Annotated in this window: 13 protein-coding genes; 6 read left to right on the top strand and 7 right to left on the bottom strand. The window is 40.0% G+C overall.

What is annotated here, in order from left to right:
- The first annotated feature begins 29 nt into the window (after window positions 1-29).
- The 3 genes from MKX57_RS11755 to MKX57_RS11745 all read left to right on the top strand — a co-directional run bounded on the left by MKX57_RS11755 (window position 30) and on the right by MKX57_RS11745 (window position 3,355).
- Window positions 30-1,520 carry a circularly permuted type 2 ATP-grasp protein gene (locus tag MKX57_RS11755; protein WP_089986543.1) on the top strand — a complete coding sequence of 497 codons (1,491 nt, stop codon included), beginning with the start codon at window positions 30-32 and terminating at the stop codon, window positions 1,518-1,520.
- On the top strand, window positions 1,474-2,439 hold the full coding sequence (locus MKX57_RS11750; protein ID WP_089986544.1) for an alpha-E domain-containing protein: 966 nt from the start codon (window positions 1,474-1,476) through the stop codon (window positions 2,437-2,439). The genes MKX57_RS11755 and MKX57_RS11750 overlap by 47 nt, the downstream gene beginning before the upstream one ends.
- 61 nt (window positions 2,440-2,500) lie before the next feature.
- Window positions 2,501-3,355, top strand: coding sequence for a transglutaminase family protein (locus MKX57_RS11745; protein ID WP_008177642.1), 855 nt, complete (start codon window positions 2,501-2,503; stop codon window positions 3,353-3,355).
- 52 nt (window positions 3,356-3,407) lie between these two features.
- Here the strand turns inward: MKX57_RS11745 and MKX57_RS11740 are convergent, their stop codons facing one another.
- Window positions 3,408-4,283, bottom strand: coding sequence for a site-specific integrase (locus tag MKX57_RS11740; protein WP_043990356.1), 876 nt, complete (start codon window positions 4,281-4,283; stop codon window positions 3,408-3,410).
- Between the two features lie 357 nt (window positions 4,284-4,640).
- Here MKX57_RS11740 and MKX57_RS11735 point away from each other — a divergent pair, with 357 nt between their 5' ends.
- The gene (locus MKX57_RS11735; RefSeq protein ID WP_008177644.1) at window positions 4,641-5,435 is read left to right on the top strand and encodes an enoyl-CoA hydratase/isomerase family protein; all 795 of its coding nucleotides are present in this window, start codon (window positions 4,641-4,643) and stop codon (window positions 5,433-5,435) included.
- A gap of 46 nt (window positions 5,436-5,481) precedes the next feature.
- Here the strand turns inward: MKX57_RS11735 and MKX57_RS11730 are convergent, their stop codons facing one another.
- On the bottom strand, window positions 5,482-6,297 hold the full coding sequence (locus tag MKX57_RS11730; RefSeq protein WP_342551106.1) for an ATP-binding protein: 816 nt from the start codon (window positions 6,295-6,297) through the stop codon (window positions 5,482-5,484).
- 281 nt (window positions 6,298-6,578) lie between these two features.
- Here MKX57_RS11730 and MKX57_RS11725 point away from each other — a divergent pair, with 281 nt between their 5' ends.
- A complete protein-coding gene (locus MKX57_RS11725) occupies window positions 6,579-7,754 on the top strand; it encodes an aminotransferase class I/II-fold pyridoxal phosphate-dependent enzyme (protein ID WP_043990358.1) in 1,176 nt (391 codons plus the stop codon).
- 43 nt (window positions 7,755-7,797) lie between these two features.
- On the opposite strand, the gene MKX57_RS11720 is transcribed toward MKX57_RS11725, so the two are convergent.
- The 3 genes from MKX57_RS11720 to MKX57_RS11710 all read right to left on the bottom strand — a co-directional run bounded on the left by MKX57_RS11720 (window position 7,798) and on the right by MKX57_RS11710 (window position 10,448).
- Entirely contained in the window at window positions 7,798-8,163 is a 366-nt protein-coding gene (locus MKX57_RS11720; RefSeq protein WP_043990359.1) for a cupin domain-containing protein, read from the bottom strand.
- A gap of 70 nt (window positions 8,164-8,233) precedes the next feature.
- A complete protein-coding gene (locus MKX57_RS11715; protein ID WP_342551105.1) occupies window positions 8,234-9,433 on the bottom strand; it encodes an AI-2E family transporter in 1,200 nt (399 codons plus the stop codon).
- Between the two features lie 64 nt (window positions 9,434-9,497).
- Window positions 9,498-10,448, bottom strand: coding sequence for an LCP family protein (locus MKX57_RS11710; RefSeq protein ID WP_008177649.1), 951 nt, complete (start codon window positions 10,446-10,448; stop codon window positions 9,498-9,500).
- Between the two features lie 177 nt (window positions 10,449-10,625).
- Between MKX57_RS11710 and msrA the strand changes: the two genes are divergently transcribed.
- On the top strand, window positions 10,626-11,147 hold the full coding sequence (gene msrA / locus MKX57_RS11705; RefSeq protein ID WP_089986547.1) for a peptide-methionine (S)-S-oxide reductase MsrA: 522 nt from the start codon (window positions 10,626-10,628) through the stop codon (window positions 11,145-11,147).
- 65 nt (window positions 11,148-11,212) lie between these two features.
- On the opposite strand, the gene recQ is transcribed toward msrA, so the two are convergent.
- Window positions 11,213-12,985, bottom strand: coding sequence for a DNA helicase RecQ (gene recQ / locus MKX57_RS11700; RefSeq protein ID WP_342551104.1), 1,773 nt, complete (start codon window positions 12,983-12,985; stop codon window positions 11,213-11,215).
- Window positions 12,986-12,992: 7 nt separating this feature from the next.
- Window positions 12,993-14,051: a hypothetical protein gene (locus MKX57_RS11695; RefSeq protein ID WP_239354555.1), complete on the bottom strand. Its 1,059-nt coding sequence runs from the start codon at window positions 14,049-14,051 to the stop codon at window positions 12,993-12,995.
- Window positions 14,052-14,222: the final 171 nt, after the last annotated feature.

Below are 14,222 nucleotides of genomic sequence, written 5' to 3'. Positions count from 1 at the left end.
TATTACTACTCAAATTCGGAGGGATCCATATGATGAATTTATATGATTCTAGTCTGTTTTTCGATGAAATGTTTGATGGCAATCAACCGAAGCCCCATTATCGATCTTTTCATCATAAGCTATCCATTTTTTCGCAGGAGCAACTCGAAGAGAAATATCGTCAAGCCCAAGCAAGCTTTCTCAGACAAGGAATTACTTTTACGGTCTATGGTGCACAAGATGGAACCGAAAGGACCATGCCCTTTGATTGCGTCCCTATCATTATTCCTCAAACACAATGGGCAATTATTGAGGAAGGTGTCAAACAACGTGTGGAAGCACTGAATTTATTTTTACAGGATGTGTATGCTGAACAAAAAATCATCCGTGATGGTTATATCCCTAGACAGCTGGTAGAAAAGAATCCATATTTCTCGCCAATCATGCTGAGACTTAAGGTTCCAATTGCTAATCATATATTTTTAGCAGGTATTGATTTAATACGGGATGAAAAAGGTGACTATTTCGTGCTGGAAGACAATTTACGGAACCCTTCTGGTATTTCTTATGTGTTTGAAAACCGTGACGTCATGAAGGAAGTGTATCCAGAATTTTTTTCCAAGCATACCATTTTATCACTTGATAAGCAGATGGCTAACATGAAAAAAGCACTGCTTGCCCACCGCCCATCTACTATGGAAGAAGGGCGAGAACCAAAAGCTGTGCTACTAACAGCAGGAATGTACAACTCTGCCTATTATGATCACTTATTTTTAGCTCAGCATTTAAGTATTCAACTGGTGGAAGGCCGCGATTTAGTCGTACAGGATTTAAAGGTTTATATGAAAACAATCTATGGTTTACAGCAAATTGATATTATCTATCGCCGTATCGATGATGATTTTTTAGATCCGGTTGCATTCCGTGAGGACTCTTTATTGGGTGTCCCTCATTTAATGGCAGTTTACCAAGCAGGCAATGTGGCCATTTTAAATGCTGTTGGCAATGGCGTGGCAGATGATAAAGCGATGTATGCCTATGTCCCTGAAATGATTCGTTATTACCTACAGGAAGAGCCAATATTACCGAATGTGAAAACCTATCATTTAGAAGATGAGCAACAGCGAGCGTGGGTACTGGAGCATATTCAGGAGCTAGTCATAAAAAATGTGAGTGCATCCGGGGGCTATGATATGCTGATTGGTCCCCATGCAAGTGAGGATGAAATTACTTTATTTAAGGACAAAATTATGATGCATCCATGTCAATATATTGCCCAGCCAACTATCAAGTTGTCTAGAGCGCCATCCTTTCAAAATGGACGATTCTATCCTTGCCATGTGGATTTACGTGTGTATGCCATGAAGGGTGAGGATTGTTATGTATTGCCAGGTGGATTATCACGAGTGGCCTTACAAGAAGGTTCACTTGTGGTCAATTCATCACAGGGTGGTGGTGCTAAGGACACATGGATCTTAAAGGAGGAGTTGAAGCATGCTGAGTCGAGTAGCCGACGCGTTATTTTGGATGGCACGGTATAGTGAACGCACACAAACCAATACACATATATTACAGGTACAGCTGTTGAATATGTTGGAGCAATCTGGGCAAGAACATGATTATATTGATCATTGGGAGGCTGTATTAAATATTTGTGCCTCAAAGGAGGAGTATTTAGCCAATTATACAGCTATACGTGTTAACCCATTAATTGATTATCTTCTGTTTTCTGAGACAAACGGCAACTCTCTCCATACTACATTACGCGCCATTCGAGAAAATGCCCGAGTTACGAGAGATCGTATACCTGCGGAGCTATGGGAAATACAAAATGCCTTTTATTTAACTAAGCAACAGGACATACTAACAATGGATCGGCCTATCCCATTAATTGATCTTCAAGCTTTTTTACAGGAAGTTCGGAAGACGTTGTGGATGGTGACTGGATTAATTGAGGGCACGATGGATCGGGATCTCCCCTTTTATTTCATGCAGATTGGGAAATGGCTGGAAAGAGCTGAAAAAACAATGCGGATGACGTTAATTATTCTCGAACAACAGAAAATAACAGGACCATCCCTTCATGAAATGGATGGTACATTTCTATTGGAGCTTGCTGCCGCAAAGGAAACATTTTTGCAGAAGCACCGCCAAACCAATCTCTTAATGGTCATACGATATTTATTGCAGGATGAACATTTTCCTTGCTCGATCATGTTTTGTCTGAAAAAATTAAAAGAAGCTCTCAAGTCCATCGAGCATGATCCTTTGTCTTCAAGATGTTTAACGCTTCATTCGACCATCAAAAGCTTCGTCCTAGCAATCGATCATCATGATTTTTGGTCAATGAGCGTTGAGGAAGCCATCACAATAATGGAGGAAAGATTGAGTCAATGGATTGCCTTTAGCGAAACATTCTCGACAATCTATCATTTATATGAACCCAGCATACAACCTTGAAAGGAATCCATCACAGCTCCCTTTCAACAGGCAAGTCAGTAAGCAGAAGGAAGCGGACACAATGAAATTTGAAATTCAACATACAAATATTTTTCAGTATGAGTCTGAAGTCGATCAAAGCTTAAATACGATTCGTTTAAAGCCGCGGAGTGATGAGCGTCAACGCTTGTTATCCTATCGAATTGCAATTACTCCATCCTCTCTTACCCGTGAGCATACGGATATTTGGGGAAATACAGTAGGTTCATTTTATATTCCTGAGCAGCATCAAGTACTAGAAATTCATACATCGTCGATTGTCAGTATCCAGCGTGCGCCATTTATTCACCGCATTCAATATTCGCCCGAAATGCAGACTATTTTTCACTCACAGCTATTTTATGAACATTATCTTCCCTATTTAAAAACAACTCATTTTACGTATATGACAGAACAACAGCTGGAGGAAGTTTTTCATGCAATTGGCCATGCTGAAAATCCTGTGCTCTTTTCGCTTAATTTAATGCAATACTTATACTCTAGCTTTGAATATGATCCTTCAGCAACAGATGTGGGTACAACAGCCAGTGAGGCATTTGCCCTAAAACGCGGCGTATGCCAGGATTTCACTCATGTTATGCTAGGTGTATTGCGCTCTAAAGGAATTCCAGCACGTTATGTTAGTGGGTATTTATATGTCGATGAAAATTCAGCTCTCGTCGGCGATATTGCAACACATGCTTGGGTAGAAGTAATGATACCTGGTATTGGCTGGATTGGTCTTGATCCTACAAATAATGTGGAAGTATTAGAAAACCATATTATTTTGTGTATTGGTCGAGATTATAGTGATATAAGCCCTGTTGAAGGGGTTTATTCAGGAGGCAAGCATGATTTAACCGTAAAAGTAAGTGTCAAAGCATTGAATCACTTATAAGAAATAATGACATGTGCAGGAATGGTGACATACGCAATTGCTGCACATTTTTTTATTCAAAGCGCTGTTGTCTTTCTGTTAGTACCCATTTGCGAACATAGCCCATTTCTTGCTGAATATGTTCCAGCGTCTTCTCTTCCTGAAACGCCCTTTGCATAACGGTATAACGTAAATCGGTAGCTCTGACGTTTTTTCCAATATCTTTAGACATCGTTTGAAAAATACGTTCTACTGTCTTCGTCGTAATCGGCTTTGTCATGCTTGCCTCACTCACCCACACCCATTCCTCTACCTTTTTGTCATGCATGGATTCTGTTTCTTCCTTATAATGTCCTAGCATGTCCATAAGTAAGGGCGAACACTTTACCTCACGGCGTCCGTTCCGATTGGCAATAAAAAGAGTTGATTTTTCCCTTTGGAAATGCGACCATTTCATACGTACAAGCTCTGCTGGCTTACAACCTGTTTCCATCAAAACTTGAACAATACAACCATTCCGCCTCGCCAGCCATGCATGCTCTGCTGTTTTTGCATATTGAAAATAAGTTGGCCAAACATTAGTCATTTGCCCGATTTGCTTATTTGTAAGTACTTGTAACGCCTCTTTTTGCCTTTTTCTCGGCTGTAAAATATGTTGATAATCAAAGGGCTCCATCCATTCTCGTAAGAAAATAAAGTCTACAAAGCCGCGCATTGTTGCTATTTTATGATTAAACGTATTGATATTGCTATAGGTTTCCTTTATATCGTGACAATAAATTTGTAATAACTCTTGAAATTGGTGATCAACATACAAGTAATTTTTTTCATGGGCGAAGGATAAAAAATGCTGCCCGTCCATATTGTACTGCTTCATCGTTGCTGCACTTTTCTTTAATGACTGCAACAGCAAAATATATCTGTTCCACGCGTCCTTGAGTGTGATCATTCGATCCCTCCTTGTTTGCTGAGCGGTAATTATCTTCATTTTACTATATATTCGGTGCGTATGTTCTTATTTTTAATATTAACTTATAGTGTCGGATAATCTGTAGTCAAGGTTCATACCCGCTCCCATCCTTCAAATGCTTCTTGCATAATTAAGAAACAAATGTTCGACTTTTAGTTTCTCATACCTTTTGCTTTCTTACAATAGTAAATTGCGTTCCTTTGTTGTAGAACAATGCTATTATTCCACCTATTTTTGTATAACAACGCAATTTTATATGAAAATTCGTATAATTTCGTGTTTATCGTTCCTTGTACTATATAATAAAGGTATAAACAAATTAGGGGGTTCTCTAAAATGCAAGTAAAGACGACTCGACTGGAAGCAGAAGATGCAAAAATTATTTATCAAGAAACTGCTGGGCTAGCAATTATTACGATTCATCGACCACAAGCGAAAAATGCATTAACCGCAAATATGTGGGACCAATTAGCAAAAATTGCCCTACAAGTATTAGATAATCCTAAAAATAAAGTCCTTATTTTACGCGGCTCTGGACAAAATTTCACTGCTGGCTCTGACATTAAAGAATTTAATGCCATCTCTCTCGACAAGGCTGAGGAGGCGTTTATACATATGGAAAAGACCATTTCCACTATTGAGCGTTTGCCGATTCCTACAATTGGTGTGATTAATGGGCCTGCCATGGGGGCTGGGTTGGAATTAGCGTTAGCCTGTGACATCCGTATTGGCTCCGATAAAGCCAAACTCGGCATTCCTGTTGGTAAATTGGGGATTACCTTAAATAATAAATTTGCACAGCGTTTAGTACAGCTTGTCGGCCCTGCTACAACCAAGGATTTAGTATTCACAGGAAGAATGTTTAAAGCAGAGGAAGCTTACAAGCTTGGGATGCTCAATTATCTTGTAGCAGAAAAGGATTTAAATAAATACATGATCCGCATGGGTAAGCTTGTGGCGGGGATGTCTCCTGAATCCTTACTGGCAGTAAAGCAATCTGTCCAAGAATGCCTGGATAGTGTTCCAGCCTTATGGCAAGGCTCCACGCCATTTGTCGGCAATGATTTTGCAGAGGGTTGCCGAGCATTTGTTGAAAAACGCCAGCCACTGTTTACGCGTCAACCTAAATAAAAAACAGGTACTCTTCTCGCCCTATCGCGACGGGAGTACCTGTTTTTTATGACTTTCTCTTCTGTATTCCGGATTTAGCATGAACATGGATAGCATCCAATTCATAGCCAAAATGCTCATAAAACTCTGTCTGAACTGCATGTTGTAAGTTATATAATCGTTCTGCCAACGGATAATCGATCGGTAGCCTTACCTGTAGGGACAATATAGCTTGGACATGTTCACCTAGCACGAATTGGACTTGCTCCACCTTTTGCACAAAATCTTGCTGTTGACAGCAATACGTAAGTAGTTGGACATAAACATGATGACTAATCTCAATATACTCCCGTTGAAAATCAGGACGAACAATGGTTGTTTCCCCTATCTTTTCACGTTTTGTTGAAAAAATCTCCATTCCCTTTAGCACCAGTCGCTTAAAGAAGTTTTGCTCAACTTGTCGATAAGGGATTGGCATGACATGCTTCCCTTGCGTTTGACGAATAAAACGAGCTTTTTGAATGTCCTTAAAGGAACGAACATCTTCCACAGCATAATAATGCTCGATAGCCCCTAGCTCCAGCTGCTTTGCAATACTGTTTGTCATTTTCGTTGACGTCCCTATAAGTAAAATAGATTCCACTTGGTGGGTCGCTAGCGCTTTCTTGACGGCATCACGATGCTCTTGATCCGTAAAAATGGCACGCCTAACAGCGGTAATTGTATTTTTTTCAAATTTGGCAGAAACTCCTGCGACTCTCACGCCATTGACAATGAGTAATCCATCATCGATAATTGCCTGTACGCCAATTTTATGGGCAAAAGATAGAGCACTAGTGCTTTTTCCTGTGCCACTCGGTCCACTTAACGAATATACCTTCAAAGCCCTCCCCCCCCTTATGCTAATGATAGCAGGTAGATCCATCGATTCGTACCTTAATTCTCACTGAAAAGCTATATAGTAAGTATAATACAACTTCTAGATTTACGGAATTTACAGTAGGTTTCCCCAACATTAGGCAATCCATTTTCGCTAGCCTATGCGCACATCCTCTACATTATATAAATATTTTCTTTTTTCAGAATATCTGCCCCTTTCTGTGCTTTAGTATGATAAAATGTGAACTACTATTCTGTTATACAACTACAAGGAGTGTACTAGTCTTGAAAATCGTACCATCTAAAAAAATGTCTTTATTTACACCAGCAATTTTCGGAGATTTGAAAAATTTTGCGAGAGAGCAGCAAGCAAAGGGCATGACCCTGATTGACTTAAGCTTAGGAAGCCCAGACCTTCCCCCACATGCCAAAATTCGTGAACATCTATCTTATCGAGCAGGTTTAGCTGAATCGTATGGCTATACACTTACAGGCACACAGCGTTTTTATGAGGCAGTTAGTCGCTACTATAAGCGCCGTAGCCATGTTGATTTAGATCCCGCTACTGAAATCATTCAAACGATTGGCTCTCAAGAAGGCTTAGTGCATCTTCCAATGGCCTTTTGTGATCCAGGAGACATCGTGCTATCGACAAACCCAGCTTACGTTGCGTATGACGCAGGCATTCACTTAGCTGGTGCAACACCCTATTACATGCCTCAAACAGCTGACAACAACTATCTTCCAGACTTAGACGCTGTTCCAGAAGATATTGCCCAAAAAGCAAAGCTATTAATTTTAAACTTACCAGGAAACCCAGTACCAGCGATGCCATCCTTAGCATATTTTGAAAAAGTGATTGCCTTTGCTAAAAAATATAACATCATCGTTCTGCATGATGCAGCCTATTCTGAGTTTTATTTTACAGGCGATGGACCAATTAGTTTCCTTGCTACCCCAGGTGCGAAAGAAGTAGGAATGGAAATTAACTCCCTTTCCAAAAGCTTTAGTTTGGCAGGAACACGTATTGCCTATATCGCAGGAAATGCTGAAATGATCTCGATCATAAAGCAATTAAAATCAAATTTAGATTTCGGTATTTTTGAGCCTATTCAGGATGCAGCTGTTGTTGCCCTCGATCATGCTGAAGAAATTACGGCAAGCTTACGTGCAACCTTCTCTGAGCGTCATCAAACACTGATGAATGGCTTACAGGCACTAGGTTGGGACGCAGCACCTTCCAACGGTGGTATGTTTGTTTGGGCAAAATATCCATATGATATGGACTGCACAGAACTTGCCTTTAAATTGATCGAGCAGGTTGGCATTGTGACCGTTCCAGGTACTGTATTTGGAACCGCAGGGCAAGGTTATTTGCGCTTAGCACTCGTGCAGCCAGCGGAAATCCTTCAGGAAGCAGTCGATCGTTTAGCGCAAGTTCAAGTACTACAAGAAAACTAACATAGAAAACCCTTCTAACAACAAGCTAGAAGGGTTTTATTAATTAAATCCAAACATCATTTTCAGCAGTAAGGACAGATTTTTCCTCACCCGTATTCACTACCCCTGCAGGCTCTACAAGCAAAATTTTACACTCGGCAGCGGCGTAAGGTTTGTGTTCAACTTGGCGTGGTACAACAAACATTTCCCCCTCCTTTAATCTAACTTCTCCATCACGGAATTCGATGACAAGCTCCCCTTCAATAACAATAAACACTTCATCTGTATCATCATGTTTATGCCAAACAAAATCTCCTCTTACTTTAACAAGTTTGAATTGATATTCATTCATTTCAGCAATTACCTTTGGTGACCAGTGCTCTTGGAATTTCGCTAATTTTTCTTGAAAATTAATTGGTATGTATGTCATTCCCTTTTCCCCCATCCTTCATCTCCTATTAAAAATACAGCTACTGTCCAGCGGCAGTAGCTGTATCTACTTATACATCATATTTTTGGTGAACGTCGTCCTCGTACCGGTTATAGCGATGTTTAAATAGCTTGAATAGATGAGTCACAAGCACTTTAAAGATTGCGTATCCTGGAATCCCCAAAATGACACCCGGCACACCAAATAACGAACCTGCCGTTAATAATACAAAGATAATTGTAATCGGGTGAATACTGAGCGATTTCCCCATAATTTGTGGAGAAATGAATTTTCCCTCGATTAACTGCACGATTGTCCATACAATCGCTAGCTTAATCAGCATCAATGGTGATGTGACAAGAGCAATAATAACGGCTGGTGTGATGGCAATAACAGGACCTAAATAAGGCACCACACTTGTAATCATCGCAAGGAAGCCGAGCAATAAAGCATATTTCATACCAATAATTAAGAAGCCAATCGTTACCATTGCACCAATACACATTGATACTAAAATTTGCCCTTGTATGTAAGAACTAATTTGCTTGTCCATATCATGGAAAATTTCAGTCACTTCTTTACGCATACGCGGTGGGCAAACTTTCAGCATAAATTTCGGTAACTTTTCGCCCTCTTTCAGTAAATAAAACAGAATGAATGGTACGGTTACAAGCGATAGAACAATGCCTGTTAACGTTGATAGGAAGCCCGTAATACCGGATGCGACACCTTGTGCTATATTTGCAGCTGTATCCTTCACAGTTTTCACCATATCTGTAGTGAAGTTTTTAACCACTTCATTGTAGTCAAAATTAATTTTATCTAAATAATCGTTAAAACGTGAATGATTAAAGAATGCAACAAATTTTTCCGTAAACTTCATAAAATACTCTGGGAATTCCTGTACAAGGTTCGTGAATTGGTCACGTAAAAACGGATAAACCAACACAACAAGCAGTGTAATGACACCAATGACCGCAATGTAGAGTATTAAAATACCCCAAATTCTCGGGATACGCCATCTAACCAAGATCGCCAACAATGGACGTAATAAATAGTAGCCAATGACGGCTAGTACCCCTGGTAAAATGACTACTTCAAATAATACTTGAAGCGGAGTAAAGATAAAGGAAACTTGATTAAACATAAAAATAACACATGCAACTAATAATAAAATAACCAGCGTAAATAATAGGTTTCTGCCACCTAAGAAACGAATAAACTTGGTTGCTAACAGGTTTGAACGTTCTTTTGGTCTTTCTTTTTCCATATATCCACCCCAATCAAAAAGCTCTACCTTTATATTACAGGATAATGTTGGATTTTGCTAAATATCACTCCAGTGAAATGCCTAAAAAATCACTTAAAAAGGCCTTATTTTGTTCCACATCTATCACGATTGAATCGCCGGCATGACTAAAGTTTTGGAATTGATAGCTACCTTCAATTGGAATCGTTGCTTTTTCAATGTTCACCTTGCCCTTAGATAACAATTTCAGCACTTGTTGCATTTCTTCAGCAGAAGAATAATCGGTTGTAATATAGCCTTGTGCTGCCCCTACAAATTTTGGTAAATGCAATACATTCGCAGGTGTTAACAGTTCATTTTTTAAAGCCTCGATAACCTTTTGCTGACGTGCTACACGACCGAAATCACCTTCCGCATCATGACGGAATCGTGCATAGCCTAGTAACTCCTGTCCATTTAAGTGATGAACACCTTGCTTTAACTCTACCCCAATATTTTCAGACATATCCTTCTCAACGTCCATCTCAACACCATTAGGCGCTAAAATATCCACCAACGATTCAAAGTTTTTAAAATCGATAAGCGCATAATGGTGAATCGGTAAGCCGAACATATTTGTTAGTGTATCCTTCAGTAGCTGTACCCCATCTAAGTAGTACGCTGTATTAAGCTTATAGGATTGATAGCCCGGGATTTCCGCATAAATATCACGCATAAAGGATACGAGCTTAATATCATTGTTTGATTTATTCCAAGATAATACCATCATCGTATCTGTTCGAGATTTCTCCTCGCCACGTGTATCGACACCAAGGATTAAGTAATTTTCGATATCGCCTTTTAATGTATCGCCAGAAAAATCCTCCTGCTCAACTTGTGTTTGATTGGCAAGCTTGAGGCCACTGCGGTACTGCATGATAGAATAACCTGCCACAACCAAGACACAGAGTATTAATAATGTAAAAATTGCTCTCCCTTTACGAAGCTTTCGTTTTGTAGGACGTTGTGAGCGTCTAGTATAATCTTGCTCTTCCATAATGACTAACTCCTCTATTTTTTTATAGTTAATGTAACGATTGATTAGCCGGAAAGTTTCATTTGGCTGATAGAGGAAGTCCCATCTTCATCTATCTTATTGTTATTTTACACCCAAATGCTCAGTTTTTTCGCCAAACAATGCTATAATATTTTCACAAAAGAAAGGATGATGTACATGATAGAAAAAGCTACATTTGCTGGCGGTTGTTTTTGGTGCATGGTTAAGCCATTCGTCGAGTGGGATGGTATACATAAAGTAACATCTGGTTATATGGGCGGCCATTTAGAAAACCCAACATACGAGGATGTTAAGAAAGGGACTTCTGGCCATTTAGAAGTCGTCGAAATTGAATTCGATCCAGCCATTTTTAGCTATGAACAACTGCTAGACATTTATTGGATGCAAATTGATCCCACTGATGCTTTTGGGCAGTTTCATGACCGTGGAGAGTCCTATTCAACAGCGATCTTTACTTACACGGATGAACAAAAGCAAATCGCCGAGGCATCTAAAGAAAAGCTTGCCACTAGTGGACGCTTCGATAAACCTATTGTAACCAAAATTCGCGATGCTGAACGCTTCTATCCAGCGGAAGACTATCACCAAGATTACTATAAAAAAGAAGCTGATCACTATAAGCAAGACCGTGCTGTTTCCGGCCGTGATGAGTTTCTAACTAAGCATTGGGATAAATAAACAAACGGAGGTGCCTCAATTTTTCATTGAGACACCTCTCTTTTTGTAAAAACACATGCTTAATTTTAGAAGGGTGTTTCTAAAAATGATTGTAGTGCCTCAAAGAAACGCTTGCCGTATTTATCAAATTTCACTTCACCGATGCCGCTAATGTGGCGTAAATCATCCAGTACTGCGGGCTTCTTGTCACATAAATCACGTAATGTTTTATCTGAGAATACTACAAATGGTGGAACTTTCTCTTCATCTGCAATTTCTTTTCGCAACACACGTAAATGTTCAAATAAAGGATCATTATCAACCAGTTTTTTAACCGTTACAGCTTCCTTCCGCATGACCTGTCGTTGCCCAAGTAGAACTTCTTTGCCATCGGCTGACACATAAACAGTCGGATACGTGCCGTGCTTAACTGCCAATAAGCCTTCGGCAATTAGAAACTCAATAAAGTTCGAGACATCTTTAGACGAATAATGCCCTTTCAAAATGCCATAGGTCGATAAACGTGCAAATCCAAATTCATTCATTTTTTGATTTTTGGAGCCGATAAGTACTTGAGCCACCATCGTCTTGCCAAATTTTTGGCCCATCCGTACAACACAAGCGAGTACCTTCTGTGCATCCTCCGTTACATTCATCACAGTACGGCCATCATTACAATTATTGCAGCGACCACAAGGCTCCTCTTGTACTTCACCAAAATAGGCTAAAATTGCATTTTGTAGGCAGCCCTCTGTATGGCAATAATCGACCATTGTTTGGAGCTTCGCTAATTCCTGTGGTATTCGTGCTTCATCTTGCGATTGGTCAATAAGAAAACGTTGAGTTTGAACATCTCCGGAGGCATACAGTAGGATACAAGCACTTGGAAGACCATCTCGACCAGCTCGCCCTGCTTCTTGATAATAGCTCTCCATGTTGCGAGGCATTTGATAGTGCAGCACAAAACGCACATTACTTTTATCGATTCCCATACCAAAGGCGTTGGTAGCCACCATAATACGTGCCTCATCTTTTAAAAAACGCTCCTGCTCAGCCATCCGTAGATCCTCTGATAGCCCAGCATGGTATTTGGCTACCTCTTCACCCGACCGACTTAGCATGTCATAAATCGCGTCTACCGCTTTTCGTGTGGCGGCGTAAATAATACCGACTTCCTGTTTATTTTTCTGCAAGTAATTTTTAATATAACGTTCTTTATTTTCACCAATTAACACCGAAAGGGCCAAATTATCACGTGTAAAGCCTGTCATCACTGTTGCATCTTCATCAATGGTTAATATTTTCCGAATATCCTCACAAACAGCAGGTGTCGCAGTGGCGGTAAGCGCTAAAACAGTTGGCTTCTGCTGCCACAGTGTGAAAAGCTTTTGAATGGAACGATAACTTGGTCGAAAATCATGACCCCATTGAGAAATACAGTGTGCTTCATCCACCGCAATTAATGGCACGGATAAATAGGACAATGCTTGAAGGAAGGAAGCACTTTCAAGTCTTTCAGGTGCGATATACAGTAGTTTTAAATAACCAGCACTAGCTAGCTGCATCGTTTCATTCACTTCTTGTGCTGTTAATGTACTATTTATATAGGCAGCAGGAATATTGGCTGCTCGTAAAGCTTCCACCTGATCTTGCATTAAAGAAATAAGAGGCGATATGACGATTGTGAGCCCCTCAAGCATTAACGCTGGAATCTGATAACAAATAGACTTCCCTCCACCTGTTGGCATCACACAAAGGCTCGATTGTCCATGTAAAGTTTGTTCAATAATTTGGGCTTGTCCTTGCCGGAAGGCTTCATAGCCAAAATGATGCTGTAGCATTTGTCTTGCTTGCTCCATGCAAAGTTCACTCCTCAGTAGTAAGACGAAGTAGCTTGTACTCGCCCTGTTCATTTTTCATAATTTCATAAAGCATGATGGAATGGGCAAGTGCCTCCTGACCAGTTGCGTTGGTCAATACATACTCCGTTTTAGCTTGTACCTGTAGATGCTGATCCACTATACGAATATCTTGAATGTCCGTATTCGAGAAATGAATCTTCGCGTGTTTGGAGGCATAGTAGGCAACCATACCTGCCAAAGTGTCTTGCAAATCTTCTGATCCAACAATCGGCTCCATAACACTTGCATCTTGAATAGTGACAGCGCCTTTTAAATGCTTATGGAATGTATCTAAAAAAAGATTGATTTCATCTATATTATACGCAAATATATTTTCACCATATTGGTCGATGGCTTGCTGTACGGCTTCTTGATCACCCTGTTCAATATAAGGATATAAATTTTTTGATTGCGATAGGCGTACACTCGCCTTCATGCCTTCCTTTAACCACTTCTGCATAAACGGTTGAATTTCCTTTATCGGCAATATGTATGGTTGTGCTTCACCTTGCTGCTGCCGGTTAAAATAAAGACCGACAATTGCTCCGTTTTCCGCCTCCATCACGGGGCTTCCCAAAGGTAGCTTTTCATCTGTATCAATATAATAAGCAGCAATTTTATCATCGTATTTTTGAATCGTATAAGGTAAGCCATTCACATAAACTGATAGCTGATCGAGCTCCCCCTCATACATTTTAGGTACTTTTACATTCGCTTTATAGGTCACCTGCAAAAGTGCAACATTATGTGCCGTTGACATAAAATGAACATTCGTTGCCACTAGCTTATCCGGACCAATTTGCACAAGGGCAGTTGGCTTTGAGGCCACTAGTGCGCCATTTGTTAAAATATAAAGCTCATCATCCTTTTGCTGAATAATAATGCCTGCACCAACTCCATGCTCACCTATCACTTTGACCTCAGGCACTATCTTTTCTTCTTGCTTGGCCACTGTTTTTGTTGGCATCTCTGCTTTTTCTGCTTGAAACCAGCCTGCACCTATTTGACTGTCACAACTTGTCATTAGTATTGTAGCCGCTCCTAAAACGAGCATCTTTTTATACATACCTTCACCAAAACTTTCTTTTCAACTATCTCTCTTGTCTATCATAATCAAGGTCTTAGGATGTTTCAAGTTTACATAATATTATTATTTGAATTTATCTAGTAGTAAAATAGAGCAATCGCTTTAGTT

It is taken from the genome of Lysinibacillus sp. FSL M8-0216 (assembly GCF_038595555.1).
GTDB classification, from domain to species: domain Bacteria; phylum Bacillota; class Bacilli; order Bacillales_A; family Planococcaceae; genus Lysinibacillus; species Lysinibacillus fusiformis.
Note: the sequence above shows the minus strand (reverse complement) of the source record. Positions and strands in the feature narration are given on the sequence as shown.

What these genes read in the sequence shown, in the direction of transcription:
- MKX57_RS11755 (WP_089986543.1), top strand. Translation starts at nt 30, where the DNA reads ATGATGAATTTATATGATTCTAGTCTGTTTTTCGATGAAATGTTTGAT.
- MKX57_RS11750 (WP_089986544.1), top strand. Translation starts at nt 1,474, where the DNA reads ATGCTGAGTCGAGTAGCCGACGCGTTATTTTGGATGGCACGGTATAGT.
- MKX57_RS11745 (WP_008177642.1), top strand. Translation starts at nt 2,501, where the DNA reads ATGAAATTTGAAATTCAACATACAAATATTTTTCAGTATGAGTCTGAA.
- MKX57_RS11740 (WP_043990356.1), bottom strand. Translation starts at nt 4,283, where the DNA reads ATGATCACACTCAAGGACGCGTGGAACAGATATATTTTGCTGTTGCAG.
- MKX57_RS11735 (WP_008177644.1), top strand. Translation starts at nt 4,641, where the DNA reads ATGCAAGTAAAGACGACTCGACTGGAAGCAGAAGATGCAAAAATTATT.
- MKX57_RS11720 (WP_043990359.1), bottom strand. Translation starts at nt 8,163, where the DNA reads ATGACATACATACCAATTAATTTTCAAGAAAAATTAGCGAAATTCCAA.
- MKX57_RS11715 (WP_342551105.1), bottom strand. Translation starts at nt 9,433, where the DNA reads ATGGAAAAAGAAAGACCAAAAGAACGTTCAAACCTGTTAGCAACCAAG.
- MKX57_RS11710 (WP_008177649.1), bottom strand. Translation starts at nt 10,448, where the DNA reads ATGGAAGAGCAAGATTATACTAGACGCTCACAACGTCCTACAAAACGA.
- msrA (WP_089986547.1), top strand. Translation starts at nt 10,626, where the DNA reads ATGATAGAAAAAGCTACATTTGCTGGCGGTTGTTTTTGGTGCATGGTT.
- recQ (WP_342551104.1), bottom strand. Translation starts at nt 12,985, where the DNA reads ATGGAGCAAGCAAGACAAATGCTACAGCATCATTTTGGCTATGAAGCC.
- MKX57_RS11695 (WP_239354555.1), bottom strand. Translation starts at nt 14,051, where the DNA reads ATGACAAGTTGTGACAGTCAAATAGGTGCAGGCTGGTTTCAAGCAGAA.